Origin of the sequence: Vibrio sp. V38_P2S17PM301, assembly GCF_009904845.1 — a bacterium.
GTDB classification, from domain to species: domain Bacteria; phylum Pseudomonadota; class Gammaproteobacteria; order Enterobacterales; family Vibrionaceae; genus Vibrio; species Vibrio proteolyticus.
This window is the reverse complement of sequence record NZ_WXWO01000001.1, coordinates 144,241-168,217: the sequence shown is the minus strand read 5'-3', so window position 1 is coordinate 168,217 and position 23,977 is coordinate 144,241. Positions and strand designations below refer to the sequence as shown.

The 23,977-nt window shown below is 51.2% G+C and carries 21 protein-coding genes; 8 read left to right on the top strand and 13 right to left on the bottom strand.

Translation table 11 applies throughout. From position 1 onward, the window contains the following. Positions 1–92: 92 nt before the first annotated feature. From CAG64_RS00735 to gap, 9 genes are all read right to left on the bottom strand, one after another. Positions 93–1,670 (bottom strand): alkaline phosphatase, encoded by a 1,578-nt coding sequence (locus tag CAG64_RS00735; protein WP_021703936.1) that lies wholly within the window; start codon positions 1,668–1,670, stop codon positions 93–95. A 211-nt stretch (positions 1,671–1,881) separates the two neighbouring features. Beyond that, positions 1,882–2,241: a hypothetical protein gene (locus CAG64_RS00730; RefSeq protein ID WP_161453536.1), complete on the bottom strand. Its 360-nt coding sequence runs from the start codon at positions 2,239–2,241 to the stop codon at positions 1,882–1,884. Between the two features lie 304 nt (positions 2,242–2,545). Then, on the bottom strand, positions 2,546–4,168 hold the full coding sequence (locus tag CAG64_RS00725) for an ABC transporter ATP-binding protein (RefSeq protein ID WP_161488245.1): 1,623 nt from the start codon (positions 4,166–4,168) through the stop codon (positions 2,546–2,548). 33 nt (positions 4,169–4,201) lie between these two features. Then, complete coding sequence (locus tag CAG64_RS00720; protein WP_161488244.1) at positions 4,202–4,696, bottom strand: hypothetical protein; 495 nt, start codon at positions 4,694–4,696, stop codon at positions 4,202–4,204. Positions 4,697–4,828: 132 nt separating this feature from the next. Next, the gene (locus tag CAG64_RS00715) at positions 4,829–5,755 is read right to left on the bottom strand and encodes a ChaN family lipoprotein (RefSeq protein WP_021703940.1); all 927 of its coding nucleotides are present in this window, start codon (positions 5,753–5,755) and stop codon (positions 4,829–4,831) included. A 74-nt stretch (positions 5,756–5,829) separates the two neighbouring features. After that, positions 5,830–6,651, bottom strand: coding sequence for a 23S rRNA (guanine(745)-N(1))-methyltransferase (gene rlmA, locus CAG64_RS00710; RefSeq protein ID WP_021703941.1), 822 nt, complete (start codon positions 6,649–6,651; stop codon positions 5,830–5,832). 93 nt (positions 6,652–6,744) lie between these two features. After that, positions 6,745–8,781 carry a methyl-accepting chemotaxis protein gene (locus tag CAG64_RS00705; protein WP_161488243.1) on the bottom strand — a complete coding sequence of 679 codons (2,037 nt, stop codon included), beginning with the start codon at positions 8,779–8,781 and terminating at the stop codon, positions 6,745–6,747. A 226-nt stretch (positions 8,782–9,007) separates the two neighbouring features. Then, complete coding sequence (locus CAG64_RS00700; protein WP_161488242.1) at positions 9,008–9,892, bottom strand: D-hexose-6-phosphate mutarotase; 885 nt, start codon at positions 9,890–9,892, stop codon at positions 9,008–9,010. Between the two features lie 129 nt (positions 9,893–10,021). After that, positions 10,022–11,017 carry a type I glyceraldehyde-3-phosphate dehydrogenase gene (gene gap, locus CAG64_RS00695; protein ID WP_021703944.1) on the bottom strand — a complete coding sequence of 332 codons (996 nt, stop codon included), beginning with the start codon at positions 11,015–11,017 and terminating at the stop codon, positions 10,022–10,024. Between the two features lie 337 nt (positions 11,018–11,354). On the opposite strand from gap, the gene msrB reads away from it, so the two are divergent. Then, positions 11,355–11,774, top strand: coding sequence for a peptide-methionine (R)-S-oxide reductase MsrB (msrB, locus tag CAG64_RS00690; RefSeq protein ID WP_021703945.1), 420 nt, complete (start codon positions 11,355–11,357; stop codon positions 11,772–11,774). Positions 11,775–11,889: 115 nt separating this feature from the next. Here the strand turns inward: msrB and CAG64_RS00685 are convergent, their stop codons facing one another. Next, complete coding sequence (locus CAG64_RS00685; RefSeq protein ID WP_161449036.1) at positions 11,890–12,708, bottom strand: DUF2989 domain-containing protein; 819 nt, start codon at positions 12,706–12,708, stop codon at positions 11,890–11,892. Positions 12,709–12,809: 101 nt separating this feature from the next. On the opposite strand from CAG64_RS00685, the gene CAG64_RS00680 reads away from it, so the two are divergent. Continuing rightward, positions 12,810–13,094 carry a YeaC family protein gene (locus CAG64_RS00680; protein WP_021703947.1) on the top strand — a complete coding sequence of 95 codons (285 nt, stop codon included), beginning with the start codon at positions 12,810–12,812 and terminating at the stop codon, positions 13,092–13,094. 59 nt (positions 13,095–13,153) lie between these two features. Here the strand turns inward: CAG64_RS00680 and ansA are convergent, their stop codons facing one another. Then, a complete protein-coding gene (gene ansA / locus CAG64_RS00675; protein WP_021703948.1) occupies positions 13,154–14,167 on the bottom strand; it encodes an asparaginase in 1,014 nt (337 codons plus the stop codon). A 117-nt stretch (positions 14,168–14,284) separates the two neighbouring features. Further along, complete coding sequence (gene sppA, locus CAG64_RS00670; RefSeq protein ID WP_161449038.1) at positions 14,285–16,135, bottom strand: signal peptide peptidase SppA; 1,851 nt, start codon at positions 16,133–16,135, stop codon at positions 14,285–14,287. A 204-nt stretch (positions 16,136–16,339) separates the two neighbouring features. On the opposite strand from sppA, the gene CAG64_RS00665 reads away from it, so the two are divergent. Beyond that, positions 16,340–18,343 carry an NADPH-dependent 2,4-dienoyl-CoA reductase gene (locus tag CAG64_RS00665; RefSeq protein ID WP_040902255.1) on the top strand — a complete coding sequence of 668 codons (2,004 nt, stop codon included), beginning with the start codon at positions 16,340–16,342 and terminating at the stop codon, positions 18,341–18,343. Between the two features lie 59 nt (positions 18,344–18,402). On the opposite strand, the gene purU is transcribed toward CAG64_RS00665, so the two are convergent. Beyond that, a complete protein-coding gene (purU, locus tag CAG64_RS00660; protein WP_021703951.1) occupies positions 18,403–19,236 on the bottom strand; it encodes a formyltetrahydrofolate deformylase in 834 nt (277 codons plus the stop codon). Positions 19,237–19,532: 296 nt separating this feature from the next. On the opposite strand from purU, the gene CAG64_RS00655 reads away from it, so the two are divergent. Genes CAG64_RS00655 through CAG64_RS00635 form a run of 5 tightly spaced genes read left to right on the top strand, consistent with a single transcriptional unit; the run spans position 19,533 to position 23,977 of the window. Continuing rightward, positions 19,533–21,461 (top strand): ATP-dependent DNA helicase, encoded by a 1,929-nt coding sequence (locus CAG64_RS00655; protein WP_161449041.1) that lies wholly within the window; start codon positions 19,533–19,535, stop codon positions 21,459–21,461. Positions 21,462–21,473: 12 nt separating this feature from the next. Next, positions 21,474–22,175, top strand: coding sequence for a tRNA (adenosine(37)-N6)-threonylcarbamoyltransferase complex dimerization subunit type 1 TsaB (tsaB, locus tag CAG64_RS00650; RefSeq protein WP_161449044.1), 702 nt, complete (start codon positions 21,474–21,476; stop codon positions 22,173–22,175). Between the two features lie 41 nt (positions 22,176–22,216). Further along, positions 22,217–22,531 (top strand): hypothetical protein, encoded by a 315-nt coding sequence (locus CAG64_RS00645; RefSeq protein ID WP_021703954.1) that lies wholly within the window; start codon positions 22,217–22,219, stop codon positions 22,529–22,531. 28 nt (positions 22,532–22,559) lie between these two features. Beyond that, positions 22,560–23,120 (top strand): Slp family lipoprotein, encoded by a 561-nt coding sequence (locus CAG64_RS00640; protein ID WP_161449047.1) that lies wholly within the window; start codon positions 22,560–22,562, stop codon positions 23,118–23,120. After that, positions 23,117–23,977, top strand: a complete 861-nt coding sequence (locus CAG64_RS00635) for an alpha/beta hydrolase (protein ID WP_161449050.1) — start codon at positions 23,117–23,119, stop codon at positions 23,975–23,977. The genes CAG64_RS00640 and CAG64_RS00635 overlap by 4 nt, the downstream gene beginning before the upstream one ends.

Below are 23,977 nucleotides of genomic sequence, written 5' to 3'. Positions count from 1 at the left end.
GTGGCATGATCCTGCCGCTAAATGTCATGAACGTCAATGGTATATGAGCTAAAAGGAAAAAGCGCCCCCAAGGGGCGCTTTGGTCTGTGGTGTTATTTGACCATCGACTTGATGTATTCACCCAATTCTGAATGGTGCATGATTTTCGACACCGGAAGAATGGTTTCTGCCGGTCCCCAGGCAAATACGTTAACCGGAGTGTGGGTGTGAGTACCGGTACCCCAGACCGTGTTCTGACCAGTGGCCTGCTCGCGGGCGATCAGGTTGGTACGGTCGTTATACGGGAAGAAAGCGTCAAAGTCGTGAATCGCCGGAACCTCTTTGGCGGACAGGTAACTGTGGCCGTCTTTATGGTAAGGGTTTGGCTTGTCCTGCAAAATGTTGGCGGCTTGAGCTTCGGTAATTGGGAAGTCACTGTTCGCGTTGATGATTTCAGCCAATTTGGCCGGAGTTTGCTGGCTCTTGTCCAGCTTGCCAAACGCGTCCAGCATGCCGTAGTAGCTCATTTTCTGGTTGTACAAGCCATCAAGGATTTCAAATTTGCCAAAGTTAAAATTCGGTGCGTAATCCTGCTGTTTAAATGCTTCGCCAGAGCGTTTTTGCGGTTCAGGTAAATTGGCTGAGGAGTAGCTAAAACCAAATGAACCGGTTTCATGGTCCGCCGTGACGATGATCAGAGTATCATCACGTCCTTTCGCCCACTGGTAAACCTCGTTGACGGCTTCATCAAACTTGACCATTTCGTGTAGCATGGTGCCCGCATCATTGCTGTGACCCGCCCAGTCAATTTGTCCACCTTCGACCATCAGGAAGAAGCCATCCTGATCTTTGGCCAGCACGTTCAGGGCTTTTGCCGTCATCTCTTTCAGCGTGGGTTGGGTACGCTTGGGATCGTCCTTGCTCTGACTGTAAGCGATGCCGTCATTCATACCTGAGCTGGCAAACAGCCCGAGAACTTTACTGCCTTGGGCGTCGTTCAGCATGGTTTTATTAAACGCCAATTGGTAACCATTTTTCTGTGCTTCGGTCAGAAGATTGCGCTCGTCTTTACGCTTCGACTTCAGTGCCACATCGCCGTGCGTCAGTGTTTCCAGTTGCTGGTAAGTGTCACCTTTATCGTTAGCAGATTGAGGGATCCAGTGGCGCAGTCCGCCGGATAACATCACGTCGACACCCGTTTTGAGCATGTCCGCGGCAATGTCATTTTCTAGAGAGCGATGCGGCTGATGGGCAGCAAACGCGGCGGGGGTTGCGTGCGTCATACGGGTATCCGACACCAGGCCCGTGGCTTTGCCTAAACGTTTGGCCTGCTCAAGGACGGTTTCAACGTGATGACCATCGGCATCAATACCAATCACTTCCGAGCCTGTGTAGATCCCGGTGGCCAGCATGGTTGCTGAACAGGCGGAATCCACGACAATCGCGTCTTCAGGGTGGGTGAGCGATGAACCGATCACGCCTTCATTGGCCAGTTTGTACAACGCGGTGGTGTTGCCCTGATAAATAGAATGAGGAGCGCGGCTGGCGTAGGTTTCCAAGAGGCCGACTTGTTGTGGTCCCATGCCATCACCAATCATCAGGATGACATTTTTAATTTCTGCTGAAAGTGCGTTGAAGGAGAGCACTGATGTCGCCACTGCCGTTACGACCGGCTTTATTATGTGTTTCATTTTATATCCTTATTTATTAGGTCGGCGACATTTCATCACTGAATTGTGACACTTAAGTGACAGACATAAAATGTTAATAAAATTGTAACTCTTTGAGCTTAATGAACAACTTCGCGTGGTCGAAGGTGGGGGGGAAGCGTGGCGAGAAGGCAAGAATACGCCAATGGCAACGCGGTTGCGTTGCCATCTGAGTGTCGTGTCGTTGAGCGACTTAAACTAAGGCGAGCAGCAGGCCGCCAATGGTTGCCGCAGCGGAAAGATATTGCCCCGCGGAATAGGAAACGTCTTCTTCTTGTTCCTCCGCTTTGTCTGGGTGTTCCATTCCCAAAGCACCACGGGTGAATGAGTTAACTTTATCTCCGACGGTTTTTTCGCCTTGTTCAGCTGCTTTTTCTTCTTTTTCGATGTCTTTCAGAGCGGCGAGCAATGCTTTGCCTTCGTCTGAGAGTGTCACCTTAGTCTGTTCGACTTTAAGAGGGGCAGAGGAAGTGTCCTGCTCTCCGGTTTTAGCCTGAGGAGAGACAGTCTGGCTTGGGGTCACTCTGACCGAATCCATTCCTACTGGCGTCATACTCTTCTCCTGAATCTATCCACATTAGCTATATCGGCCAGGCGATAAAAAACTTTTGCAGAAATCTTACTTATTTGTTCAAAAAATAACATAGCAAAAAGTGCGCCCGATTGCTGCCGGCTTTTCTCAGCTTATGAACGGCGTAATCGATCGGTAGAAAAACGTGAGCAACATCTGTGCCAGTTATGGGGGACGAGGGGGAAATGAAAACGCCGCATCCTTGCGGCGTAATCGGGTCGGCGGCCAAACCGATTTTTAGGATCGGTTACAGTTTAGGAGAAAAAGATGACAATTTCATGCAGGCTCATGCGGCAACCTCATCGCTCTCCTCAAGATCGAATGAGGCACGGATGAGTTTTTTAGTGTAATCGTGACGAGGTTGCTGGAAGATGGCTTCTGCGCTGCCTTGTTCCATGACTTCCCCTTTTTGCATCACGATCACCCTGTCTGACAGGGCCTTAACCACACTGAGGTCATGACTGATGAACAGGAAACCGATGTTGTGCTTTTTCTGGATATCCTTGAGCAAGTCGATAACCGTTAGCTGAACCGAACGATCTAAGGCCGATGTCGGTTCGTCCAATAAGATAAAAGACGGTTCAAGGATCAGCGCCCGGGCAATCGCAATCCGTTGGCGCTGACCGCCGGAAAATTCATGCGGATAGCGGTTAATTGAATGAGGATCCAGTCGCACCTCTTGCAGCGCTTTGCGTGCGCGCTGCAAACGCTCACTGCGGCTGAGATGAGGTTGGTGCACGGTCAGACCTTCAGTAATGATTTCGCCGATCGTCATTCGTGGCGATAGCGACCCATAAGGATCCTGAAACACCATCTGAATGTCTTTTTTCAGGTCGAAACGCTGCTTGTCGGTCAGTTGGCTAACATCCTGGCCTTTAAAGACAATTTGCCCGCTTGATGGCAACAGGCCAATCAATGCCCGGCCCAGAGTCGATTTCCCAGATCCGGATTCCCCCACGATGCCCAGAGTTTCCCCTTGTTTAAGTTCAAGCGAGATGCCTTTTACCGCTTCAAAGTATTGATTTCTGGCAGAAATAAAATGCGATTTAACCAGAAATTTGACCCGGATGTCTTGTGCGCTCAGCAGCGCTGGGGCGCTGTCTTCAATGGCGTCTTTACGCCCGTTTGGGATGGAGTTGATCAGCATCTTCGTGTATTCGTGTTGCGGTGAGGCAAACAGATCTCGGCATTGTCCCTCTTCGACCACGTCACCTTGACACATCACCAGCACTCGATCGGCCAGGTGTTTCACCACACCCAGATCGTGTGTGATGAACAAGATCGCCATGCCCATTTTCGTCTGAATCTCTTGAATCAGATTCAGCACTTCAGCCTGAACGGTAACGTCCAGTGCGGTGGTGGGTTCATCGGCGATCAGAATATCTGGTTCGTTGATCAGCGCCATGGCTATCATAATCCGTTGCAGCTGCCCGCCGGAAAACTCATGCGGGTACTTGTTGTAGGCTTGATCAGGTTCTGGCAGATGCACCAGTTCAAACAGTTCCAGTACGCGTTGTCTGGCTTGTTTCAATGAACGCCGACGGTGACACATCAGGGCTTCCGCCACCTGGATCCCGACCCTCATGTATGGGTTTAACGATGTCATCGGTTCTTGAAAAATCATCGCAATGCGGTCGCCGCGAACTTTGCGCATGGCATTTTCACTTTGCGTCAGCAGTTCCTGGCGTTCGAACACAATGCTGGAGTCCGGATGAACAATGGCATTGTTAGGCAACAATTGCATCAGCGCGTTGGTGGACACGGACTTACCGCTGCCGGACTCGCCGACGATTGCCAGCGTTTCGCCCGCATACAGGTCAAAGTTGATATTTTTTACCGCATCAACGATTCCGTCGTTGGTGGTAAAACTAACGGACAGGTTACGTACCGTAAGGATTGGATTGGACATTGTACTTCCTTATCAATGGGGAGTCAGACGGTGTCAGTTCACCACCTGAGGTGTGGTCATAAGCCCGTTCATCAGCTTAAGGTTGGTGAAATAATGGTGCGCCTTTTCTACTTGCTCATATTCCAGCATCCACTGCGCATTGCGCTGCGCGCTGCAAAACGCACCCAAATGACGCAGGAGATCCTCACTCTGTTTCTCCAGTACGCTATCGGTACTGCGTACAAGGGCGTTCGGTTCTATGGCGATAAACTGGAGTAAGGCGTAGGCTTGATTGAGCACGTCAAACGCGCGCTGGTGCTGGCCCATACTGTTGAGAATTTCGGACTGAGATACCGCGGCATCACGCAGGCCAGACAGTAAGCAGACAAACTGACAGGGCTTAGTCTCATCGGAGCTCAGCGCGGTTTGAATGTGTCCTGGCAGTGAAGAAAGCACGTCTTCATAGAGATAGTGTGCCTGAGGCCAATGGCCCTGATCCAGAAGTTGTTCCGCTTTGAGGTAGCTCGACCAGCATTGTTGTAGGTCCATGAATCTCTTCTCCGATGACGTCAAACAGTAGTATTTAAATGCAATTAATTATCAATTGCAAATAATAATTATTGTTATGTATGAGAGGGAAAGAGAAGTGCCGGGCTATTCGCCCGGCAGGTTGGTGTGGTGTTATTCGCAGATCAAATCGTCATTGCGTTGTGTCAGTGCATGGATCGCTTTGAGGCGATTATCACGTTGAACAAAACGTACCGGCGGCTCAAGCACGGCTAACTGGTAGTCGGCTTTCGCCTGTGTTGGCTTTGTCACGGGGGTGATCACAACCACCTTCAAGGTCGGGTTGCGCCGCAGAATCGACGCTTTGGTCCCCAGACCATCTTCTATATGGAATTTTCCCGCGATATGTAAGATTTGGGTCTCCGGATTGTCTTTGAGATAATTGACAATGCTTTCGGCCATGGTTTCGTCCCAGGTCACCTGTGCGGCATATTGGCGTTCGGTTTGTTCTGGCTTGCCGTGGTGCATCGATGCCATGAACTTGTCTTTGTAAGCAGAGGGACCGGTATTGATTTCGCTGGCCACTTGCTGACGACGCTCCGCAGACAGCTTGTCGAGATAGGTCAGGCCTTCACGACCGATGCAGCGCACCATAGGTTTGGGGGCGTTGGCAGCGAGCACGTCCATATCGTTGGCTTTGGCGAACTCGACCAGCGGCCTGTAGTCGCTTTCATAGTTTGGCCAGGCGTCGCCTTCTGACATCAGTGGCTGTTCACCAATGCGGCTATTGAGGTAGTCGTTGAGCACTTTTTGTGCTGGGCGGGCAAACTGTTCCATCGACAAGGTGATGGCCTTGGGAGTGCGGCTCAACGCTTGCAGCAAATCGGTCTGAAAACGGTGAACCCCGGCATGTGTGTGCCATTCGCCCACCAATACCACATCCGCATCCAGAATGTTTGCGGGCAAGTTATCGACGCTGAGTTGCTTTCCCTGAGGGGAATACAGTTGGTAGTCGTAATAAGTGGTGTTGAGTTCAGTTGTGCTACTGACGCAGCCGCTGAGCAATAATGCACTGAAAACAGAGGTAAAAAGGGTTCGCATTGATTGGCCTCCAAAAATGACCGGGGAATCTTACCGGAGGCCTGATTAGGATTCAATGAAAATGAAAACTATTATCAATTAACTTTTTGGTATACGCGCAGCATGAAATCGGCCTCACACTCAAACAGTGTAGATGACTTCAGCTTCTCGCGGAGTTCATCACTGGCTTTCCAGGCAAAAGGCGTCATTTGCAGCAGGTCAAAGGCGTCATTACCTGGTAGTTGCATGATGTAATTGAGTGTCTGCTGAGCGGCCAGCTCAAAGCCGTCTATCTGTTCTGGCTCTTCGTTGTGCAGGCGTACTTGTTGATATATGTGTTCACGCAACTGGTAGAGATGGCGAGCTGCGGGTGTCACGGTAATCACCACACCTTCTGGGCTGAGGGCGCGATTCAGCTCTTCGGCTTTACATGGCGCGTAAATACGCAGGATGGCGTCCAGGCTGCCGTCTGCGAAGGGTAAACGGTGGCTGGATGCCACGCTAAAGTGGCAGTTCGGGTAACGTTTTGAAGCGTAACGAATCGCGATTTTTGAGATATCGAGACCGAACGTGCATGCGGTTGGCGAGCATGCCGACAGTGTCCGTTCAACCTGATCAGTGTAGTAACCTTCGCCACAACCGATATCGAGCAACCGGGCCTGACCCTCTTCCAGGTATTCTGCGCACAACTGGGCGACAGCTTGACGCATTGGGTCGTAGTGACCGCCTTCCAGGAAGCGGCGGCGTGCCTGCATCATCTCTTTGTTGTCGCCTGGATCTTTGGAGCGCTTATGATGGGCCGGCATCAGATTGACATAACCTTCCTTTGCCATATCGAACTGGTGGTTGTTCTCACACTGGTAAGTCCGTTCGTTCAGGGACAGGGTTTGATGACAAAGGGGGCACTGGTAACTCATAACGACCTCAACGGTTAAGCAGGGCGGCAAGTCTACCAAAAACCGCCCGATCAGGCGAAATAAAAAGAGCCGGACAGACCGGCTCTGGTGGGATTAGTGGAAAAAGTCCACTTGTTGCTTGAGTGATTGAGCCTGACGTTGCAGCTCTGCTGCACTGTCGGTGGTTTTTGCACTGGTATCGCGACTTGCCCGGTTCAGGTCACTGATGGAATGGGCATTGGCAGCGATCTCCTGAGAGACCTGTGCCTGCTCTTCCGAAGTGGCGGCGATGGCCTCAGCCTGAGAGGCGATCGATTGCACCTGAACGGCTATCGCTTCCAGTGCCGTACCGGCATCCTGAGCTTTGTTAAGCACCTGATTGGCGCTGGTTTGGCTCTGGTTCATCAGATTGACGGCGTTATGGGTTGAGCCTTTGAGTTTTTCGATGATTTCGACCACATCCTGCACTGAGGTTTGAGTGCGGTGAGCCAAGGTGCGCACTTCATCGGCCACTACGGCGAAACCGCGTCCCTGTTCACCGGCGCGGGCTGCTTCAATCGCGGCGTTCAATGCCAGCAAGTTGGTCTGCTCGGCGATTTCATCAATCATCTTGGTGACGGTCTGAATGCTTTCGCTGTCACGGTTTACTTGTTCAATCGCGCTCGCCGAATTGTCGAGTTGATCGTTGAGCTGCGCGACATCAATACACACGCCTTCCACCATTTCCAGGCCGGACTGACTGTCGGTATTGGCCAGGCGAACGTTTTCCGCAATGCTTTCCACTTGCTGGGCGACGGACTGAGCGGACGAGGCCATTTCTTCAATGGCGGTAACCACCTGCTCGACCTGCTCTTGCTGACGATCAGACTGGGCGAGGTTTTGACGCGCATCCTGAGCGACACTGTTTGAACTGTGTTCCACTTCATCGCTTGTGGCGCGGATTTCACTCACCAGCTCATTCAGTTGACCGGCCATATTGGCCACCCCGTTATTCAGGTTGATGATTTCATTTTTGGAGCTGTGGTCCGAGGCAGGAATGCGAATACTCACTTCGCCTTTCGCCAACCGACCCATGTAGCCGTTGAGTATGGTCAAGGGTTTCAGGGTGCGGTTGAGCACCAGAGTCAGAATCACAAATGTAGCGAGCGCTACCAGCAGCGAGATAATGATGATCAGTTTAAGCAGTGTCTGACTGCCCTGAGTGACTTCGCTGATAAAGGTGCCACCGAGGAGTTTCCAGTTCCAGCCCGGAACCTCGGTAAACACCAGGTATTTCTCACCAATCGTGCCCTGACTCGCAAACGGGTAGAGAATAAGGCCACTTGGCTGAGTAAAGATTTGATGAAACGGCGTGTCGCCATTGTAGTCACGGACGTCTTGAATGGGCGCATCACTCTCTTTACGCACGGGATGAAGCAGGTAATGACCCTGATTGTCTTTGGCATTGTCGACAATGATGGTGTACCCCGTTTCGCCCCAACTGACGGTTTTCAGCGCAGTAAACAGTTCCTGAGTGGCATTTTCCACCGGCAGCCCAATGAACGACAGGCCATTGACTTTGCCATTGGCATCGGTAATCGGGGCGTAGTAGGTCACATAACGCTCACCAAACAAGGTTACTTGAGCATAGTAAGGCTGGCCGCTGACCAGTTGTTGATAGCCGGGGTGATCCGGTCCCAGCGTAGTGCCGATGGCGCGCTGGCCGCTCGGATCTTTCAGTGAAGTCGATACGCGGATAAAGTCGTTGCCCAGCGGCGCAAACAGCGTTGCGACCGCACCTGTGTCACGGGTAAAACTGTCGACCAGTTTGGTGTCATTGATCAAGCTTTCCCCGTACTGAGTCATGTTGGGGATTTGTTTGCCTTCAAAATCCACGGTGTAATTTTCAACGTAGACCCCTGCGAGATAGCCGTTTCGAAACGTGGACTCCAAGACTTCGGCCGTATGCAGATAAGCATCAAACTGACCGGCAATGGTTTTGGCCATGGCTTCGACTTTTGACTGATGTTCTTTCAGTGTGTTCTCCAGCAGAACCTGCGACGCGTTGCGATACACCAATACGGCAATGCTGGTAAAGGCGACCAGCAGGCAGAGTGTGATAACCAGCTTGAGCTGAAAACCGACACTTTGATTTTTATACTTTTCTATCATTCTTCGTGATTCCTGGTTGACGTGACACCTAGTAATGTAGGCGGTTAAATCCGTCTGACGCATAAATTTAACCCACGGATACTACAAAGTTCCCCCGAGTGTTTTTTTGATTCTTATTAATGAAACAGATGAAAAGCACCAAAATCCACCGGCTGGCTTTATCAAGACCCACGAGGATGAAAAAATGACAGGCAAAGAAGAGGCCAGCGAGTGCTGGCCTGAATGGTTAGGCTACTGATAAGAGGGTTGAGAGCTGGTAGTGCTCGCCAGGTTGCAATATTTTACCTTGCTCTAGGCTAGGTGCATGCAGGGTGGATTCTACGCACAGCATGGTCAGATAGCCGTCGTCGGCCATATCGGCCATCGCCTGCGCGCCTGCCGCCCAAGGATTCCACAGGACTGCGGCATTGTGACCGCTGTTTTCCACCACCAAAGTGCGTTCAAAACGGCTATCGGCCACCTTAATGTGTGCCTCTGGTTGCGTGTATACCCGATCGATGGTGTCGCTCAGTTGCAGGATATCGCCACCCTGACACGCTTTTTCATTCTGCAAACTGTCAATGTAATCACTGCCCATGCCACGAACAGAGACCTCGCGGATGTCAGCGACGTTGAGGTAAGTGTGCAGCGCGCCGGAGAAGGTCCAGGCGTGTTGAGCCGTGTTCACGACATCCAGGGTGACTTTCAGAGTATCACTGACTTCCATGATCAAACGTGCATCAAATTGGTGTGGCCACAGCGTGAGCGTTTGTTCGTTGGGGCGTAATCCTAACTCGATGATAACGCCTTGCTCGTTTTCACGATGTTCAAGCAGTGTCCATTCGCTGTTGCGTGCGAAGCCATGCGCCGGAGCAGCAATGCGACCAAACCAAGGCCAGCACACCGGGATGCCGCCGCGCAATGCCGCTTTACCGTCAAATACGGCTTGGTCGCTCATCCAGATAACATCGGGTTGTCCGGCCGGAGCAAATGACAGCACATGTGCGCCATGTAAGGCAATTCCAGCGGTGGCTTTTTCGTGCAGGACGCGCACGACTTTAACCCCGTCAAGTTCGACGATTGTCACGCTGTCTGACAGAACGGTTAAGGCGGGGAGGGTTTTCAAATCCATACTCTGAACTCCTGAAACTGTGCTCGGACCGAAGCATGCCCGAGAACGACAGATACTAAAAAGGCGACTCGAGAGCCGCCTTTCTTTACGTCTTATCTTTCAAAGACAAGCTTATCGCTAATGCCTACATTACTTAGAGATGTGAGCGATCAGGTCAAGAACTTTGTTTGAGTAACCGATTTCGTTGTCGTACCAAGATACAACTTTAACGAATTTGTCAGTCAGTGCGATACCTGCTTTAGCATCGAACACTGAAGTGCAAGTTTCGCCGATGAAATCTTGAGATACAACTGCGTCTTCAGTGTAGCCCAGAACGCCTTTCAGTTCGCCTTCAGACGCGTCTTTCATTGCTTTACAGATGTCTTCGTAAGAAGCACCGTTAACCAGGTTTACAGTCAGGTCAACAACAGAAACGTTAGCAGTTGGTACGCGGAAAGCCATACCAGTCAGTTTGCCGTTTACTTCTGGAAGTACAACGCCTACTGCTTTAGCTGCACCAGTTGAAGATGGGATGATGTTCTGAGAAGCACCACGACCACCGCGCCAGTCTTTCGCAGAAGGACCGTCTACAGTTTTCTGAGTTGCAGTTGTTGCGTGAACAGTTGTCATCAGGCCAGATTCGATACCGAACTTGTCGTTCAGTACTTTAGCGATAGGCGCCAGACAGTTAGTAGTACAAGAAGCGTTAGAAACGATGTCTTGGCCTGCGTAAGTGTCGAAGTTTACGCCGTTAACGAACATTGGAGTTGCGTCTTTAGAAGGACCAGTCAGAACAACTTTCTTCGCACCAGCAGTGATGTGCTTACGCGCAGTCTCGTCAGTCAGGAAGATACCAGTTGCTTCAGCAACAACGTCAACACCGATTGCGTCCCATTTCAGGTCTTCTGGGTTGCGTTCTGCAGTTACACGTACAGTTTTGCCGTTAACGATCAGGTTACCGCCTTCAACTTCAACAGTACCGTTGAAACGGCCGTGAGTTGAGTCGTATTTCAGCATGTAAGCCATGTATTCTACGTCGATCAGGTCGTTGATACCTACAACTTCGATGTCGTTACGCTCTTGCGCTGCACGGAATACGAAACGACCGATACGGCCAAAACCGTTAATACCTACTTTGATAGTCATTATAGTTGCTCCACAACTTAATTTCTGATTAAAGATAACTGGTAGTAAAATTACAGAATCCAGTAAACATCTGCAATAGATAATCGGACTTAACTTGTTTAAAGTCAAAAAAAAGCGTCGCTTTTTTTCACAATCAGCTACAAATGGTGGTTTTTTAAACTCAGCACTGGTTTATCTGTGCACCAGTTTCCGTAAAATACCTTAGACGGCGAAAGTATTACGGGGGATGGGTTGCCCACTTTTCATAACGAAAAAGTATGTGCTACAAACGTAATTGTAGACAAGTTTTTCGCCGAATCATTCCATACAACAATCGAGAATTAGGAGAAAGTGTTACGTGAAACCTGGTGTCGAGAAAATAGAGAAGCCTGATGAATACTGGCGTGAGACCCTGTCAGTAGAGGCATATAACGTGTGCCGCAAACAAGGCACCGAAGCCCCGTTCAGCGGTAAGCTACTCCACAACCGAGATACTGGCATCTACGAATGTACCTGTTGTCAGGCACCGCTGTTCCACTCCGAAAACAAGTACGATTCGGGATGCGGTTGGCCTAGTTTTGATGCGCCGATCGATCCGGATGCAATCCGATATCTGGAAGATCTGAGTCACGGAATGGTGCGAACTGAGATTCGCTGTGCGGCTTGCGACAGCCATCTGGGGCATGTTTTCCCTGATGGACCCAAGACGACAGGGGACCGATTTTGTGTAAATTCTGTGTCGTTAATTTTCAACAAAAGTGATCAAACCTGTCGCTGAATGACACCTTAGTGTTAAATCCTTTCATTTTATCGACGGGGTAGCGGGAGGAACTGACACTTCCGCTCGCAAGCCAACAAAAAGCCGCTTCCAAACAGAGCGGCTTTTTTAGACCTCAAAAGGTATTGGGGATAAGGCTTGAGCGATAATTGCCCTGTCTGATGGCATCTTCAACCTCGTTGGCCAGCATATCCAGACGAGTGTAAGTCGCCTGGTCGAACCCGTACAACAGTTGCAGTTCTGGCTGAGAGGCCACGTTGATATCAAACCGCTCGGCGACCCGAGTCCAGATATAAGCCTTCTCTTTCTGATTGAGCTTGTAGTAAGTACTGGCCAGCGATTTGAAAATCTCGGTGTTGACATCATCGGCACCGGACAACTCCAGCGAGCGATTGAGCAAGGTAACGGTTTTGGCGCTGTCGCGGCTGGTATAAAACGTCGCTAACGCGTACTGCAGATGGGCGGTTTCCAGTTCTGGTGAACCTTCCAACTGAAGAAACTGACGGCGTGCATTATTGTCACCAATCTGACTCCATAGGAAGTAGAGTGTTTCCGGTTCGGTGGAGTCACTCAGTTCCTGTACGATGCGTTCCTGTTCTTCACCGGAGTGCACGAGAGCTTCAAAACGCTTGCGCTTGAGAGCGCTCTGATCGATGGGTTGGATTTGTGCCGCCAGTTCAAGACAGCGGCGGTACTCCGTGACCATCTGGTATTCGGTGATTTTGTGGCTTTCCGTCGGATCTTTAAGGACGTCAAAACGGTGCCAAATCAGGTTAGTTCTGGGCACCCGACACTGGCCGTCATCCACATTCAGCTGTTCACATCGCAGCGCCGGGTAATCGTTACACAGCTGCTCCGTGTTTTTTCTGCTGTCAAAGCACCCGGTCAAGCCGGCACTTATCAGGGTAATAGAGACAATTCGATGAAGGTTCATATTTTTGCTTGTGATCAAATACGCTTATTTGCTCGTGCTACCTTGACTGACAAAGCCGAGACGTTATTTTCTGTGCAAGAATGATGATTTAAGGATACACCATGGACGCAGAACAGTTAATTAATGCCATCACACCTGAGGTTTATGAGCGGCTAACCTATGCGGTGGAGACAGGTAAGTGGCCTGAAGGTACACCACTTTCACAAGAGCAGCGAGACTCTTGTATGCAAGCTGTGATGTTGTATCAATCAAAACACAACACGGCAGCAGACCACATGTCTATTGCGGCCGGTGGAGAGATAAAATTTAAGTCAAAAGCAGAGCTTAAAAAAGAGTTTCAGCCGGGGCAAAGCGATATTGTCCGGGTGAACCCCAACGAAAACTGAGTGTAACTAAAAAGCCCCTGCATTCCTGCAGGGGCTTTGTTATCGGACGCGGGAAGCCGTTATAAGCTCATTTCACCGCGCAGGACTTGCTGCATTTTGGCTTTTACTTCCTCATAGCCGAGGTTCTGGCTTAGCAGGTAATGCAATTTAGCCAGAGCAGCTTCCGGAGTCATATCAAAGCCGCTGATCACGCCGGCATCCGCCAAAGCACAACCAGTAGCATACCCCCCCATGTTCACTTTTCCTGCCAGACACTGAGTCAGATTCACCACGATCACACCTCGTTCTGAAGCCTCTTGCAGATGGCTGAGTAGCTCCGGATTTTGCGGCGCGTTGCCCACACCAAAGGTCAGCAGAATCATGGCATTAACTGGCTGGAGCAGTGTGTTGCGGATCACTTCATGTGAAATGCCCGGGTACATAGTAATCACACCGATAGGTTGAGGCGTAATGTTATGTACTTTGAACTCACCGACAGGCTGAGCGCCAACGGTGACGTTGCTGCTGATCTGAATATTGATCCCTGCTTCCAATAGTGGCGGCAGGTTTGGAGATGTAAAGGCATTGAAACCGTCAGCGTGCGATTTGGTGCTGCGGTTGCCGCGCATCAGCTGGTTGTTGAAAAACAGCGTCACTTCATTGATCGGGTAATTAGCCGCAATGTGCAGTGCGTTCAACAAATTGGCCTGGCCGTCAGATCGCAGCTCGGCCAGAGGAATTTGTGAACCCGTCACGATGACCGGTTTGCCCAGATTCTCCAGCATGAATGACAGTGCGGATGCGGTGTACGCCATCGTGTCGGTACCGTGTAGAATGACAAACCCGTCGTATTTATCGTAGTTATCCCGGATATCATCCGCGATTTGTTGCCAGTCAGCCGGAGTCATATCCGAAGAATCGATCAGTGGCTCGTATTCGTGAATGGTGTATTCCGGCATTTCCGGACGGTGGAATTCCGGCATACTGGCCAGCTGTTTTTCCATAAAGCCAGCGACGGGCACGTAACCGTGATCCGACTTTTGCATGCCGATGGTGCCGCCGGTGTAGGCGATGTATATGTGTTTTCTTGCCATTGCTAGAAACCATAATTGTAGGGGGAACAGAGCGGGCGATTATAACCAATAATTGGTTAAGAAAAAGGGGCATCTCGCACAGAGATGCCCCTAATCGTACCAGTGCTTGCGTGGTATTTACTGGACGTCGCAGTTCAGGCAGAACGCATACTGACCTTTTGGATCATTGAAGCTGCTCAGCAAGTTCGCATCCTGGGTAATCTGACGGGCGACCGGTGCCAGAGAGGCCGGCAGTACCGAGCTGATATCCAGACCAAGATGCACTTTGGCCTGACCAACCAGATCCTGCAGGAACTGCTGTGCCGGAGAGAGCGGTTCTTCTACCCAGTACAGGTTGTATGATTCCATATTGGCCAGTTTGGCCGCCAGAATCACCGCATCGTCGAAGTCACCCATTTGATCAACCAGGCCACGCTGCATGGCATCCTGACCAGTCCACACACGCCCTTGAGCTATCTCATCCACTTGATCAACGCTCATCCCGCGGTGTTTGCCCACCAGACTGATGAAACGTTGGTAACCGTGTTCAATGCCCAGTTGCAGAGCTTGTGACGCGCCGTCATTCAAACCGGTTGTGAGGCCAACACCAGAGAAGGGTGAGGTACCAACACCGTCGGTGTACACCCCGAGCTTGTTCAGGCCTTTCTCAAACGTGGTGATCACGCTGAAAATACCAATTGAGCCGGTGAGGGTAGTCGGTTGGGCAACGATCTTGTCGGCGCTCATTGAGATCCAGTAGCCACCAGAGGCTGCCACACTCGACATGGAGACCACAACAGGTTTGCCTGCGGCTTTGAGCGCGTCGATTTCATTGCGGATCACTTCCGAAGCAAACGCACTGCCACCCGGGCTGTTTACCCGCAGCACAACGGCTTTGACTTTGTCATCATTGCGCGCCTCACGCAGCAGGGCTGCGGTGGTGTCGCCACCGACATTGCCACGAGGTTGTGAACCGTCCATGATGGCGCCGTTCGCCACAACAATAGCGATGTCGTCGTTGGCGGCGTTGAACGTTGGCTTGACGTTGGAAGCGTACTGGTAGTAATCCACGTAGTTGTAGCTGTCTTCACCATCGCTGCCAAATACATCAATCATCGCCTTGCGGGCTTGTTGGCGAGTGGCCAACTCATCCACCAGGCCGAGTTTCTTCGACAGCGCCGCCAGGTCACCCTGAGTGGATTTCAGTTCGGTCAGGAACTCGTCCATGCTCGGAGTGAGCGTCTTAGGCTCAATCTGGCGATTCGTTGAAACGTCTTCAACGTAGGCGCCCCATAACTGACCGAGCCAGCGAGAAGCTGATTCACGCGCGGCGTCTGACATATCATCACGAATGAAAGGTTCAATCGCGGACTTGTATGTCCCGACGCGGAAGACGTGAGTATTGACGTCCAGCTTCTCAAGCAGCGTTTTGTAGTACAGCGTGTATGCACTGTAGCCTTTGATCATCACGGCCCCGTCCGGTGCCAAAAAGATCTTATTGGCGTAGCTGGCGAGGTAGTACTGACTCTGGTTGTAAAAATCCCCCACGGCATAGATAGGTTTACCTGACGATTTAAACTCATTCAGCGCTTTGGCAATGTAACGCAGTTTGGTCAGGTTGGTTTCAGGTAACTCACTCAGGGCCAGCACGATACCGCTGATCTTCGGATCATTTTTCGCGTGGCGAATGGTATCGACAACATCAAACAGGACGTTTTCACGTGGTAAATCCTGCCCAAACAGCGACCCGGCAAAGGAGTCCATCGGGTTGACGTAACTGCTTTGCTCCACAATTGGACCAGACAGGTTCAGAACCAGAGCGGATTCCTGAGTGATGCCCGGTGTCGGTGCTTGGGAATGTACATAGATGAAGTAAATGATGGCAAGAGAGGCGAGGAAGAAAAGGTTGCTGATGGCGAGACGGAAAAAAGTGATGAGTTTCCAAATCCCTTTAAATATCAGGCCGATAAATTTAAAAATCTTTTTCATCGTATCCCCACAGTGGCTACGGCCACTCGTGTTAAACGGTAAATTTAGTATTATTAGTAGCTTACATCCTACGTTACTTATTATATGCGAACAACCGTAAGATTGATCGGTGTTACAAAAATGTAAACGCTTGTTTGATTTTTGTTTGACTCAGGCATATTGTGGTCAGACCACAAGGATATAATAATGAAAGTGATGTCTGCCATGTACCCAAATCTGTTACAGCCTCTCGACTTAGGCTTCACAACATTAAGAAACCGCGTGCTGATGGGATCCATGCACACGGGTCTGGAAGAACATAAAGAAGGGCTGCACAAACTTGCGGCTTTTTATGAAGAGCGTGCCAAAGGTGGCGTCGGACTGATCGTTACCGGCGGCTTTTCGCCCAATTTACGCGGGCGCCTGCATCCGCTCAGTGCCGAATTCAGCAAACCCAAACACGCGCAGTCACATAAAGTGGTGACAGAGGCCGTGCACCGCCATGGTGGTAAAATTGCGTTGCAGATTTTGCATGCCGGTCGGTATGCAATGCATCCGTTTGCTCAGAGCGCTTCCGCGATTAAAGCTCCGATTGCCCGTTTCGCGCCAAGTGAGATGAGTACACGTCAAATTCGCAAAACCATCGACGCGTTTGCCAACAGTGCATCGTTGGCACAACTGGCCGGCTATGACGGTGTCGAGGTCATGGGATCAGAAGGCTACCTGATCAACCAGTTTATCTGTAAGCGTACTAACATGCGCTACGACGAATGGGGTGGCAGCTATGAAAACCGAATGCGTCTGCCGCTGGAAATTGTCAAAGCGATTCGTAAAGCGGTTGGCGAGGAGTTCATCATCATCTTCCGTTTGTCGATGTTAGATCTGGTTGAAGAAGGCAGTACCTTCGAGGAAGTCCTGATGCTGGCCAAAGGGCTGGAAGAGGCGGGAGTGACGATCATCAATACGGGGATCGGCTGGCACGAAGCGCGTATTCCTACCATCGCGACGCAGGTGCCTCGGGCGGCATTCAGTTGGGTGACCGAAAAAATCCGGCCGCACCTCAATGTGCCGGTTGTCACTTGTAACCGGATCAATACGCCACAAGAAGCGGAAAAGATTCTCTCCTCCGGTCAGGCCGACATGGTGTCCATGGCGCGGCCATTCCTCGCGGACGCGTATTTTGTGGCGAAAGCCGAAAAGAACCAGTCCAATCTGATCAACACGTGTATCGGTTGTAATCAGGCGTGTTTGGACAATGTATTTAAAGGCCAGCGTGCCAGCTGTTTAGTCAACCCGATCGCGTGTCGTGAGACCGAGCTGGTGATCACGCCGAGTGACAATCCTAAAACCATCGCCGTGGTCGGCGCTGGTCCGGCTGGGCTGTCCTGCGCGACGACGCTGGCACGCCGCGGGCATAAGGTGGATTTGTTTGAACGCAATGATCGCATTGGCGGACAGTTCCGCTTGGCGATGCAAATTCCGGGCAAAGAAGAGTTTCGCGAAACCATTCGCTATTTTGCCAACCAGATCGACCTCACCGGAGTCAATCTGCACCTCAGTACGGACGCGACGTTTGATTTGTTGCAGGAGTACGATGAAGTGGTGATGGCGTCGGGCGTGGAGCCACGTAAAGTGACGATTGACGGCATAGACACACCGGAAAAAGTGGTCGATTACCAGACATTGATCAAAGAGAAAACCCCCGTTGGCGAGAAAGTCGCGATCGTGGGAGCCGGAGGTATTGGGGTCGATATTGCGACCATGCTAACGGAGCCGGCAGGTCACAACTTGGATGACTGGTTGCACGAATGGGGCATCGATAAGGAAATTACTCATCCGGGCGGTTTGTATCCGTACCCTCATTCACTCAGTGATAAAACCGTGTGGGTATTACAGCGGCGTAAAGGTCGGGTCGGCAAAGGGCCGGGTAAAACCACGGGCTGGATCCACAAACGTACTCTGGAAAACCGCGGGGTGAATCTGCTCGGTGGCGTCAGCTATGAAAAAATCGATCAGCAAGGGCTGCATATTTCGGTGGATGGTAAACCACAATTGCTTGAGGCCGATAAAGTGGTGATCTGTGCCGGTCAGGAATCGGTTCGTCCATTTGAGGACCAATGGGAACAGATGGGTGATAAACTGCACGTGATCGGCGGGGCGGATCACGCCGGGGAGCTCGATGCTGTGCGCGCCATTCGTCAGGGTGTTGAGCTGGCCATCAAGCTCTGAGTTGTTGGTATGCTGACCAAGAAAAAGGCGCTCTAATGAGCGCCTTTTTTCATCGTGGCTTACAGGATAACGGTTTTGTTGCCGTACACGAAGACATGATCGTTGATCACTTTCGTCAGTGCTTTGCTCAGCACCGTTTTCTCAACATCGCGGCCAGCCTGGGCCATGTCTGAGGCACTGAAGTTGTGATCGACCGGAATCACATCCTGCTTAATGATTGGACCTTCATCTAGATCGTTGGTCACAAAATGTGCCGTTGCACCGATGATCTTCACTCCGCGTTCGTACGCTTGCTGATACGGCTTCGCACCGATAAACGCAGGCAGGAAACTGTGGTGAATATTGAGAATACGATGGTGATAGCGCTCCACAAAGCCTGGCGTCAGTACCCGCATGTATTTCGCCAGCACCAGATAATCGGGCTGATATTGTTCGATCACCGCCAAAACCTGTTGCTCGTGTTGCTCGCGGGTCAGGCCATCGTGTGACACGCAGTGATACGGGATATCAAACTTTTCCGTCAGACTCTGGAGTTTGTCGTAGTTGCCGACCACTGCGGCGATGTCGACATCCAGGCTACCATCGTAACTTTTCATCAGGATGTCACCAAGGCAGTGAGCTTCTTTGGTCACTAAGATCACAATGCGTTTGCGTGATGAATCGATCAGTTTGCGCTTGGTGCCTTCAGGCAGCGCATGATCCAAATCGGCGAGGAAGGTTTGATCGTTAAAATAACCTTCCAGTTCAGTACGCATGAAAAAGTGGCCGCTGGTGTTATCCACGAACTCATTGTTATGGATGATGTTGAGTTGGTGTTTGTAACAGATGTTGGTGATTTTTGAGATCAGACCCGGGGCATCAGTGCAGTGGGTCAGCAAGGTTTTCTTTTCCATTGAGTACAACTTCCATGCATATCATTGTTATTTGTGGCCGCATGACAACGACAGTCATGCGGTGAGTTGATTTAATAAGTAATCGAATTTGGATTTGGTTTCAACAAAATATCCGTGCCAACCGTTTGCCTTGTGCCTGCGTGTGCCGGAGGCGACAACTCATACTCAGTCAACAGCGTATCATTTCGTCGGGTCGCAGTTTAGCCGGCGGCTTGGAGGCTTCGCTGATTGCAGGTCGCGCTGCCGGTGTAAAACTGCCATAATCGCTGCCAACTCGATTCACTGCACACTTTGTTATGATTTCAAAAGTCTTCTCCGCCACAGGCGCACTCGGCAAAGCCATTCCGGGCTTTCAACCCCGTCAGGCTCAGTTAGATATGGCCGAAGCCGTTGCCCAGACCATTAGTGGCGAAGGACAACTGGTCGTGGAAGCCGGAACTGGAACGGGTAAAACATTTGCCTATCTGGTCCCTGCTTTGCTGAGCGGCAAGAAGACCATCATCAGCACCGGCTCCAAGAACCTACAGGAACAGCTGTTCCATCGGGATTTGCCTCTGATGACTCAGGCGCTGGGATTTTATGGTCAGGTGTCCTTGCTAAAAGGCCGTGCCAACTATCTGTGTCTGGACCGCCTTAGCCGCCAGATGGTTGAAAGTCATACGCCTCAGTCGGATCCGACCTTGTTGTCCCAATTGGTCAAAGTGCGTGGCTGGGCGTCGGAAACCAAATCCGGCGATCTGGGGGAGTGTGAAGCGATTGCAGAAGACAGCCCGGTGATCCCAACGATCACGTCGACCAATGATAACTGCTTGGGCAAAGAGTGCCCGAGTTATCAAGATTGCTTTGTGCTCAAAGCGCGTAAGCGGGCGATGGACTCTGATGTGGTGGTGGTGAACCATCACCTGTTTCTGGCCGATTTGGCGATCAAAGAAACCGGGTTTGGTGAGTTGATTCCTGAGGCTGACGTTTTCATTTTTGATGAAGCGCATCAACTGCCCGATATTGCCAGTCAGTACTTCGGTCAATCGGTATCCAGCCGGCAAATTCAAGAGTTGGCGAAAGACATCGAAATCGGGTATCGCACCGAAGCGCGCGATATGCGTCAGTTACAGAAAGTGGGCGAGAAGCTGGTGCAGACGGCCGGTGACCTGCGAATTTTGCTGGGTGAGCCCGGATTTCGAGGCAACTGGCGTGAAGCCTTGAACTCCGCGCCGATTGTTCGTGAGTTAGAACGGTTGCAGGATGCGCTCGACTTTGCCCTCGATGTGCTCAAGTTAGCGCTTGGGCGCAGTCAACTGTTGGATACCGCCTACGAAAGAGCGACTCTGATCAAAGCGCGCATCGACCGGGTGTGTGATGTGTCGATCACCGGCTACTCTTACTGGTATGACACCACGCCGCGGCATTTCAGTCTGCACATTACTCCGTTGTCGGTCGCCGATAAATTTCATGAGCAGATTGAACTCAAGCAAGGTGCCTGGATATTCACCTCTGCAACGTTGGCGGTGAACGATGACTTTGGTCACTTTACTTCTCGGCTTGGCTTGCAACCGGCGCAGCAGTTTTCGCTGCCGAGTCCGTTTGACTATCAAAGTCAGGCGAGGCTGTGTGTGCCGCGTTATCTGCCGGAACCCAACAGCCCTGGGTTGGCAGACAAACTGGTGAACATGTTGGCCCCGTTGATTGAGCAAAACCGTGGGCGGTGTTTTTTCCTGTGCACCTCTCACAGTATGATGCGCGATTTGGGCGAACGTTTCCGGGAAACCTTGACCGTGCCCGTGTTGTTACAGGGGGAGACCAGTAAGCAGAAAACGTTGGCAGAGTTTATGGAACTTGGCAACGCGTTGCTGGTGGCCACGGGCGCCTTTTGGGAAGGGATTGATGTTAGAGGTGATGCGTTAAGCTGTGTTATCATCGACAAACTGCCTTTTACCGCTCCGGACGACCCGTTATTAAAGGCCCGGATTGAAGATTGCCGCCTCAAGGGTGGCGACCCGTTTGCTCAGGTGCAGTTGCCTGACGCGGTGATCACCCTGAAGCAGGGCGTCGGGCGGTTAATTCGTGATAAGAGAGACCAGGGCGCATTGATCATTTGCGACAATCGCCTGGTGACCAGAGACTACGGCGGGATCTTCCTGTCCAGTCTGCCACCGATTCCGCGGACCCGCGATCTCGAAGTGGTGAAAGAGTTTCTTATCCAGATTTCAGATACCAACGAAGTATAATCAGAGACATTAATGAGCACGAAAATTCTTGCCTTGGATACTGCAACCGAAAACTGTTCAGTTGCGCTTTTAGTCGGGGACCAACTTTACGTACGCAGTGAAGTTGCCCCGCGGGATCACACCAAAAAAATCCTGCCTATGGTGGACGAAGTGCTTAAAGAAGCCGGGCTGACATTGCACGAATTAGACGCGCTGGCGTTTGGCCGTGGGCCGGGCAGTTTTACCGGTGTGCGGATTGGCATCGGTATCGCGCAGGGGCTGGCCTTCGGAGCCGACTTACCTATGATAGGTATTTCCACGCTGGCGGCGATGGCCCAAGGGTCGTACCGGGTGCATGGCATGCAGCAGGTAGCCTGTGCGATTGATGCACGTATGAGTGAAGTCTACTGGGGACGTTTTAGCCGTCAGGCTGACGGAAGCTGGAATGAGATGGAGCCAGAATGTGTGATTCCACCATTGATGCTGGCAGAGCAAATTCAGGCAGATGAACGTATTTGGGGCACCGCTGGCACGGGATGGGATGCATACGTGCAAGAGCTGGCTGCGATTGAGTTGCAACGTACTCCGAGTGAAGTGTTATACCCGGATGCCCAGGATATCGCCTATCTGGCGACCTTTGAACTGGCGAAAGGCAACACGGTTGACGCAGAGCAAGCCAGTCCGGTGTATCTGCGCGACAACGTAGCCTGGAAAAAGCTTCCGGGCCGCGAATAATTCAGTAATGAGGCCACGTTGTGGCCTCGTAAAGGATTACCATGGTTTCAGTTAACGGTTTACCTCCTGCTTCCGTCCCCGGCAACCAACGGACCAATAAAGCGAAGAAAGCCGGTAAGAAAAATAACGTCAACCAGGCGCAGGGTAAAACACCGGCCGAGCAGACCAGTAAAGTTGCCGATGCCGTCTCTCACTCGATCCGCCAGGTTCAGCCGTCTGATGTTCACCAGGCGCGGTTGCAATACGATTTACCGGAAGGCAAAAGTCGGAAAGCCATGGAAGAGTACCTGAACGTTATGAATCAGGCCAAACGTGAGGAACTTGCCAGCCTGCTTGGGGTCGATATTTATATCTAACTGAATGATATTTTCGGGTGCGGCTGCCATGAAACTGTTTTCTCTGACCTCCATCTTTTCTTTCTCTGCCATCCTGTTACTGGCCGGGTGCGCTTCGTTACCCGAAACCCTCAAATCTGACTCGCCTCGGTTGATTTCTGATTATCAGGCGTGGTCGGTTCAAACAACGGCCGATGGTACACCTATTCGCCTTGGCGGCGTGATCGCCGCTGTCACGAACCTCGACAATAAAACCCGTATTGAAGTGGTGAACCTGCCAATCAGTGAATCCGGCAAGCCCGATATTGATAAAGAACCACATGGCCGTTTTGTAGGGTACATTGATGGGTTTATCGATCCAGTGACGTTTGCCAAAGGCCGGATGGTGACGTTGTTGGGGATCTCACAAGGCACTGAGCAAGAGAAAGTCGGCGATTACGACTATCGTTTTCCGGTGATGCAGATCTCAGGCTACCACTTATGGCGTGTCGAAGAGCGAGTTGTCACCTATGATGATCCTTTCTTCTATCCGTGCATCGGCATTTACTGTCGACACCTTTATTATGATTACGGCCCGCGTGAGGGTAAGGTCATCAAAACCGTCAAATGAATTTCAATCACACCCGCTATGCGCTGGACTCGCTGACATTGGCGGCAGTGGAGAGTGGCGATGCACAAACGGCCGAACTGTCGGTCGTTTTTTTGCATGGCTGGCTCGACAACGCGGCCAGTTTTCAGACCGTCATGAATCATCTGTCAGCGCTCAACCCGAGCCTGCACCTGTGCGCAATCGATTTACCGGGACATGGCCTGTCACAACATAAATCAGGTAGCAATTTCTACCCATTTCACGACTACATAGACGATGTTTACCAATTTCTGGCTAAGTTATCGCCAAACAGAACCTTGTTAGTAGGACATTCACTTGGTGCTTTGATTGCGAGTTGCTATAGTGCCGCCTTTCCTGAGCAAATCAGTGGATTGGTTCAGATAGAGGGCTTAGGTCCATTGGCGGAATCGCCCGACAACAGCGTCTCCCGACTGCGTAACGGGGTACTCGGTCGCCAGCGGATTCGACGCAAGCCACTCAGGACACTACAGAGTGTAGATGAAGCCGTTCGTCGGCGGGCCAGCGTAAATCAGATCGAGAAATCGTTGATTGCGCCGGTGGTAGAACGGAGCTTACACCAACAGGACGGGCGTCTTTGTTGGCGTCATGATACGCACTTACAGTGTGATTCTTTGTATCGCATGTCTCCGGAGCATGCTCGTGCAATCCAGGCTGAGGTCCTGTGTCCTCAACTGGTGATCTTAGGCGAGCAGGGGTTCCAGCACTTACGGGCAGAGTCTGCTCTAAACGCTTCTGAAAAGACCAAAATCGTGACCATATCTGGTGGTCATCATTGTCACTTACAGCAGCCTTCTAGAGTATCTGATCTAATTTTTGGCTTAGTTAACAAAATTTAA

Coding starts and splice junctions, on each gene's coding strand:
- CAG64_RS00735 (WP_021703936.1), bottom strand. CDS start 1,670: ATGAAACACATAATAAAGCCGGTCGTAACGGCAGTGGCGACATCAGTG.
- CAG64_RS00730 (WP_161453536.1), bottom strand. CDS start 2,241: ATGACGCCAGTAGGAATGGATTCGGTCAGAGTGACCCCAAGCCAGACT.
- CAG64_RS00725 (WP_161488245.1), bottom strand. CDS start 4,168: ATGTCCAATCCAATCCTTACGGTACGTAACCTGTCCGTTAGTTTTACC.
- CAG64_RS00720 (WP_161488244.1), bottom strand. CDS start 4,696: ATGGACCTACAACAATGCTGGTCGAGCTACCTCAAAGCGGAACAACTT.
- CAG64_RS00715 (WP_021703940.1), bottom strand. CDS start 5,755: ATGCGAACCCTTTTTACCTCTGTTTTCAGTGCATTATTGCTCAGCGGC.
- rlmA (WP_021703941.1), bottom strand. CDS start 6,651: ATGAGTTACCAGTGCCCCCTTTGTCATCAAACCCTGTCCCTGAACGAA.
- CAG64_RS00705 (WP_161488243.1), bottom strand. CDS start 8,781: ATGATAGAAAAGTATAAAAATCAAAGTGTCGGTTTTCAGCTCAAGCTG.
- CAG64_RS00700 (WP_161488242.1), bottom strand. CDS start 9,892: ATGGATTTGAAAACCCTCCCCGCCTTAACCGTTCTGTCAGACAGCGTG.
- gap (WP_021703944.1), bottom strand. CDS start 11,017: ATGACTATCAAAGTAGGTATTAACGGTTTTGGCCGTATCGGTCGTTTC.
- CAG64_RS00685 (WP_161449036.1), bottom strand. CDS start 12,708: ATGAACCTTCATCGAATTGTCTCTATTACCCTGATAAGTGCCGGCTTG.
- CAG64_RS00680 (WP_021703947.1), top strand. CDS start 12,810: ATGGACGCAGAACAGTTAATTAATGCCATCACACCTGAGGTTTATGAG.
- ansA (WP_021703948.1), bottom strand. CDS start 14,167: ATGGCAAGAAAACACATATACATCGCCTACACCGGCGGCACCATCGGC.
- sppA (WP_161449038.1), bottom strand. CDS start 16,135: ATGAAAAAGATTTTTAAATTTATCGGCCTGATATTTAAAGGGATTTGG.
- CAG64_RS00665 (WP_040902255.1), top strand. CDS start 16,340: ATGTACCCAAATCTGTTACAGCCTCTCGACTTAGGCTTCACAACATTA.
- purU (WP_021703951.1), bottom strand. CDS start 19,236: ATGGAAAAGAAAACCTTGCTGACCCACTGCACTGATGCCCCGGGTCTG.
- CAG64_RS00655 (WP_161449041.1), top strand. CDS start 19,533: ATGATTTCAAAAGTCTTCTCCGCCACAGGCGCACTCGGCAAAGCCATT.
- tsaB (WP_161449044.1), top strand. CDS start 21,474: ATGAGCACGAAAATTCTTGCCTTGGATACTGCAACCGAAAACTGTTCA.
- CAG64_RS00645 (WP_021703954.1), top strand. CDS start 22,217: ATGGTTTCAGTTAACGGTTTACCTCCTGCTTCCGTCCCCGGCAACCAA.
- CAG64_RS00640 (WP_161449047.1), top strand. CDS start 22,560: ATGAAACTGTTTTCTCTGACCTCCATCTTTTCTTTCTCTGCCATCCTG.
- CAG64_RS00635 (WP_161449050.1), top strand. CDS start 23,117: ATGAATTTCAATCACACCCGCTATGCGCTGGACTCGCTGACATTGGCG.